General features: G+C 37.5%; 2 protein-coding genes and 2 pseudogenes. 3 read left to right on the top strand and 1 reads right to left on the bottom strand.

The window, feature by feature from the left end; genetic code table 11:
• Both O9295_RS27670 and O9295_RS02745 read left to right on the top strand, forming a co-directional pair.
• Positions 1-139: pseudogene (locus O9295_RS27670) on the top strand (RRXRR domain-containing protein); the annotation flags it as partial.
• Between the two features lie 57 nt (positions 140-196).
• Positions 197-3607, top strand: a pseudogene (locus O9295_RS02745) (type IIG restriction enzyme/methyltransferase); the annotation flags it as partial.
• A gap of 558 nt (positions 3608-4165) precedes the next feature.
• Here O9295_RS02745 and tnpA read toward each other — a convergent pair.
• The gene (gene tnpA / locus O9295_RS02740; protein WP_125731285.1) at positions 4166-4567 is read right to left on the bottom strand and encodes an IS200/IS605 family transposase; all 402 of its coding nucleotides are present in this window, start codon (positions 4565-4567) and stop codon (positions 4166-4168) included.
• A gap of 49 nt (positions 4568-4616) precedes the next feature.
• On the opposite strand from tnpA, the gene O9295_RS02735 reads away from it, so the two are divergent.
• A partial coding sequence (locus tag O9295_RS02735) for a helix-turn-helix domain-containing protein (protein ID WP_288031507.1) occupies positions 4617-4749 on the top strand: 133 nt, incomplete at its 3' end.

Here is a 4749-nt window from a genome sequence, read left to right as displayed (position 1 = left end):
CAAAGGAATTGGTTATATTAGTGGAGATACCGAAAAAAAGCTATCTGTAAGCGATACCAATGGTCAACGATTGGGACAGATAGCTGTTAGTAAGATTCAGTTAATTCGTCGTTCTAACGGTTTAATTGTTTCTCGCTAACTTATATAAAGCCGCCCTCCGTTATCGCTAAAGGGCGGGTTTCAGACCCAGTTTTTCGATGATTTAGTCATCCATAATGGGAAAGAATCGCGGGATTCCGTGGGGGTGATATTGGAAGTCAAGAAACCCAGCAATAAAAGCGAGATGCTGCGGAGAGACAAACTCAACTGTAAAGCATTACAGGAATTACTCCTCTACTTCCTTCGGGAAAGAATAACCGAGAAAAACCTAGAGATAAAACACCTGATTGCTACCAATATATATGAGTGGTTTATCTTTGACGGGAATATCTTCGAGAGACTATTCGCACAAAATCAGGAACTCGTCAGACAGTTTAATGACTTTGAGACGGGGAGACTAACGGGAAAAACCACCGACTTCTTCTACAAACAGATAGGAGAACCTTTCCTTAACTCCAGACTCGATTCCCTGACATACACCCATTTTGACTTGCGGGAATACACCCAAACCATCTGGGAGGACGAACATAACCTCATCAGTCTCTATAAAATCTTTTCTCCCGAACACCTCTTAAAACTCCCCTTTGCGAACGATAGCAACAGTCTCGACAAAAACTTTTATAGTGAACTGCTGCATATCATCGGATTGACAGAGATAAAAGAGGGAGGAAAAAAACTCATCCAACGTCTGCAACCGGCAGCGCGTCAACCTGGTTCGCTGCTAGAGAACGCTATCAGTCAAGTGGAGAGTTTAGATAAAATCTCTCGTTTACCCAATCCCGAGGAATTTGGGGAGACGGAAGAGGAGAGACTATTGAATATCGGTTTAGAGTTGGGGATAACCTGGATAAATAGAATCCTCTTCCTCAAACTATTAGAAGCGCAGATAATTAGGTATCATCGGGGGGATAAATCCCTAGGGTTTCTCAATTTAAGCAAAATTGCCGACTATGACGACTTAAATCGCTTATTTTTCAGCGTCTTAGCAAAAAAACAGTCAGAAAGAAGCAAAGACATCCAGAATATCTATACTCAGGTTCCCTATCTCAACAGTTCCCTATTTGAACCGACAGACTTAGAACAATCAACCATAGTTATCAGTAACCTGCGTTCGGAGAATTTAGAGATTTTTGCGGGAACAGTCTTAAAGGATAGTCAGGGGAAAAAGCGAACAGGAGAAATCAACGCTTTAGCATACCTATTCGAGTTTCTCAATGCCTACGATTTTAGCAGCGAAGGTGGGGAAGCGATACAGGAGGATAACAAGACTCTTATCAATGCGTCGGTGTTGGGATTAATCTTCGAGAAAATCAACGGATATAAGGATGGTTCCTTTTTCACCCCCGGTTTCATCACTATGTATATGTGTCGGGAAACGATTCGACGCGCAGTGATAGAGAAATTTAACCAGAGTCAGGGATGGGATTGTCAGACAATCGAGGATGTATATAACCGCATCAAAGATAAAACGGCAGCCAATGCTATTATCAATAGTCTCAAAATTTGTGATCCTGCGGTGGGTTCGGGACATTTTCTTGTTTCTGCTTTGAACGAGATAATCGCGATTAAGAGTGAGTTACAGATTTTATTGGATAAAGAGGGTAAAACTCTCAGGGATTATCGGGTTGAGGTGGTGAACGATGAGTTAATCGTCACCGATGATGACGGTAATCTGTTTGAGTATAATCCCCGCAACCGAGAAAGTCAGCGCGTACAGGAGACTTTATTTCAGGAAAAACAGCGTCTGATTGAGGGGTGTCTCTTTGGAGTTGATATCAATCCCAACTCGGTGAAAATCTGTCGGTTGCGTTTATGGATTGAGTTACTCAAGAATGCTTACTACAAAGCAGATAACGAGTTAGAGACGTTACCGAATATCGATATTAATATCAAGGTTGGCAATTCTCTGATTAGTCGCTTTGGGTTATCCAATGATTTACAAGTCTTTTCCCGCAAAAATCGTTTAAGTATCGAGAGTTATAAGGATGCGGTGAGAGTCTATCGCAACGCGGAGGATAAATCGCAAAAGCGCGAGATGGAGAGATTGATAAGTGAGATTAAGAGTAGTTTTCGTCAGACTTTACAGGGAGATAATCCTCTGAAAAAGCGCTTGCGCGGTTTGGAAACGGATTTATATAGTCTAGAGAATCAAATTTTGTTATTTGAGGAGTCACCCAAGGAAAAGAAAGCGCGGGAAAGGAAGATTAGTCAGTTAAGGAATGAGATTGATAAGTTACGTCCGCAACTGGAGGAGATTGAAAGCGGTAAGATTTATCATAATGCTTTTGAATGGCGCTTCGAGTTCCCCGAAGTTCTAGATGATAAGGGGAATTTTATCGGTTTTGATGTGGTAATTGGCAATCCTCCTTATGGAGTGAAATTCAAGGAAATGGAAAAGAGTTTTTATAAAACAAAATATCCTATTTCGAGTCAAGGGAAAATCGATTCTTTTAAATTATTTTATGAAAGAGCTTATCAACTTTTAAAATCTCAATACTATCAATGCTATATTGCTCCTAATACATTTCTTTATAACACTCAATCTGAATCTCTAAGAAGTTTTCTTATTCAAAATACACATATTATTAAAGCTATTGAGTTGAGAAAGAATATTTTTGAAGATGCTCCTGATGTAGTCACTGTAATAAATATTTCCCAATATATTAAACCGAAAAAAGACTCAACTACTTCTGCGATGGTTGCCTATCCAGATTATAAATATAATAATCTATATGATGATGAATGGGAAATTATTCAAGAAATACCATACTCAATTTTTATAAATGATAGAGAGAAGAAAATTAATCTCAGAAGAAAACTTATATTAGATGAAATTATAAACAATATGAACAAATTTAGAAAATTAGGCGAGCTTTTTCAACTGAAACAAGGTACAAAACCCTATGGAGATAAGGAAAATAAAAATACTGACCTATTATCTAATAATCAAATAGATCAAAGCTGGGAACCAGCAATTAATGGAAGAAATATTGCTTCCTATAGTATAGTATTTGAAAACTTATACGTTAAGAGAAGCAAAGAATTACATAGTTGTTTGCCAAAAGAAATAGTAGATACTGAAAAAATTTATTTTCAGAGAATGCGAAAAATATCATTATTTCCTAGAATAGTTGCTTGTTATGATAGGGATGGAAATCATGGATTATATACTTGTTCTGTTATTTATAAGAACAATTTAAATACGGTAAATTTAGATTTAAAGTATTTATTGGGAATTTTAAATTCTCATTTAATAAATATTTGGTATAAAAATTTTGATACTGATCTAGAAATAAAGCTTGTCTCGGTAAAAAGTATTCCAGTAAGAGAAATTAGTCAAGAACAACAGCAACCTATAATTGCACTTGTAGATCAAATTCTCACGGCTAAAAAATCTAATCCCAAAGCTGACACCAGCGAGTTAGAAAAAGAGATTGACAAAATAGTGTATGAATTGTATGGATTAAGCGAGGAGGAAATCAGGATAATAGAGGGAGAAATCAAATAAATATAAATGTAGTGGATTGTTTCAGCTAATTTGGTGTATTAGAAAAATGCTATAAATTCTATAATCTAAGATTTTAAGCCGAAATCTATTGCCCTATTTTAGTTGAAACAGTCCAGTAGGGTGTGTTAGCGAAGCGTAACGCACCCAAAAGCATCCCAAAGGACTGACAAAAATTTGATCCCCCTAAATCCCCCTTTTTAAGGGGGACTTAAATTTAATACATTTGTTCTTATGAACTCCCAATCGAACTTTAAAACCCATCTCCGCGCTTCCCCTATACCTTCCTCTTACCTATTGCAAGAGTGCCTTATCTCAACAAGTAATTTAAATTCAGTACAGCTTACACCCAAAAGAATCTCAACCAAAATGCTTGACAAAAGCCAAGACTTGACTTATACTTTTTATATAATGGGAATCCGTGCCTAAATATATATAGGGGTTTTCAGAGAAATTAACGAGCGAAAGAAATAGGGACGAAAAGGAAAGCTTTGCCGCAAGGATTAAAGCTGGTTTGGTTAGACTAACTTTATCGAAAATTTGGGTTAAAACCCCGTCGTTTTACGACGGCTTTTCCTGATTTTTGATGTAGCACTTAAGAACTTCCAGTGGCGCACCTCCTACAGAAGATACAAAATAACTGGGCGACCAAAGAGCGTCTTTCCCGTATGGCTTAGGATATCCAGCTTGTCCATACCTACGACTAGAGACTCCTTTTAAAGAATTGACCATTACAGAAATAGATAGTTTCGGCGGGTATTCAATCAATGCGTGTACATGATCGGACTCCCCGTTAAATTCCAATATCTGAAAATTCATCTTTTCCGCAACTTCCCTAAAAGATTTTTCAACCAAAGTCAGACTTTTACCAGTAAAAACCTTTCTTCTGTATTTTGTCACACAGACCAAGTGTATCTTTAGATCGGAAACAGAGTTTCTTTCTTTTCGCAACCGACTTGACATTATTGACAGACCTAGTTAAAATAAATACAGACACAAATATCTTAACCCAATGAAAGCGAGGTATCAATACCGTATTTACCCAACAGACCAACAAAAGAGGCTTTTGTCTCAATTGTTCGGGTGTGTGCGCGTTGTCTGGAACGATACCTTAGCTTACTGTCAAGAACTCTATCGACAAGGGG

Origin of the sequence: Microcystis sp. LE18-22.4A (genome assembly GCF_027531105.1) — a bacterium.
Classification (GTDB): domain Bacteria; phylum Cyanobacteriota; class Cyanobacteriia; order Cyanobacteriales; family Microcystaceae; genus Microcystis; species Microcystis aeruginosa.
The sequence above is the reverse complement of the archived record's forward strand: the minus strand, read 5'-3'. Positions and strand labels throughout refer to the sequence as shown.

Coding starts and splice junctions, on each gene's coding strand:
- tnpA (WP_125731285.1), bottom strand. CDS start 4,567: ATGTCAAGTCGGTTGCGAAAAGAAAGAAACTCTGTTTCCGATCTAAAG.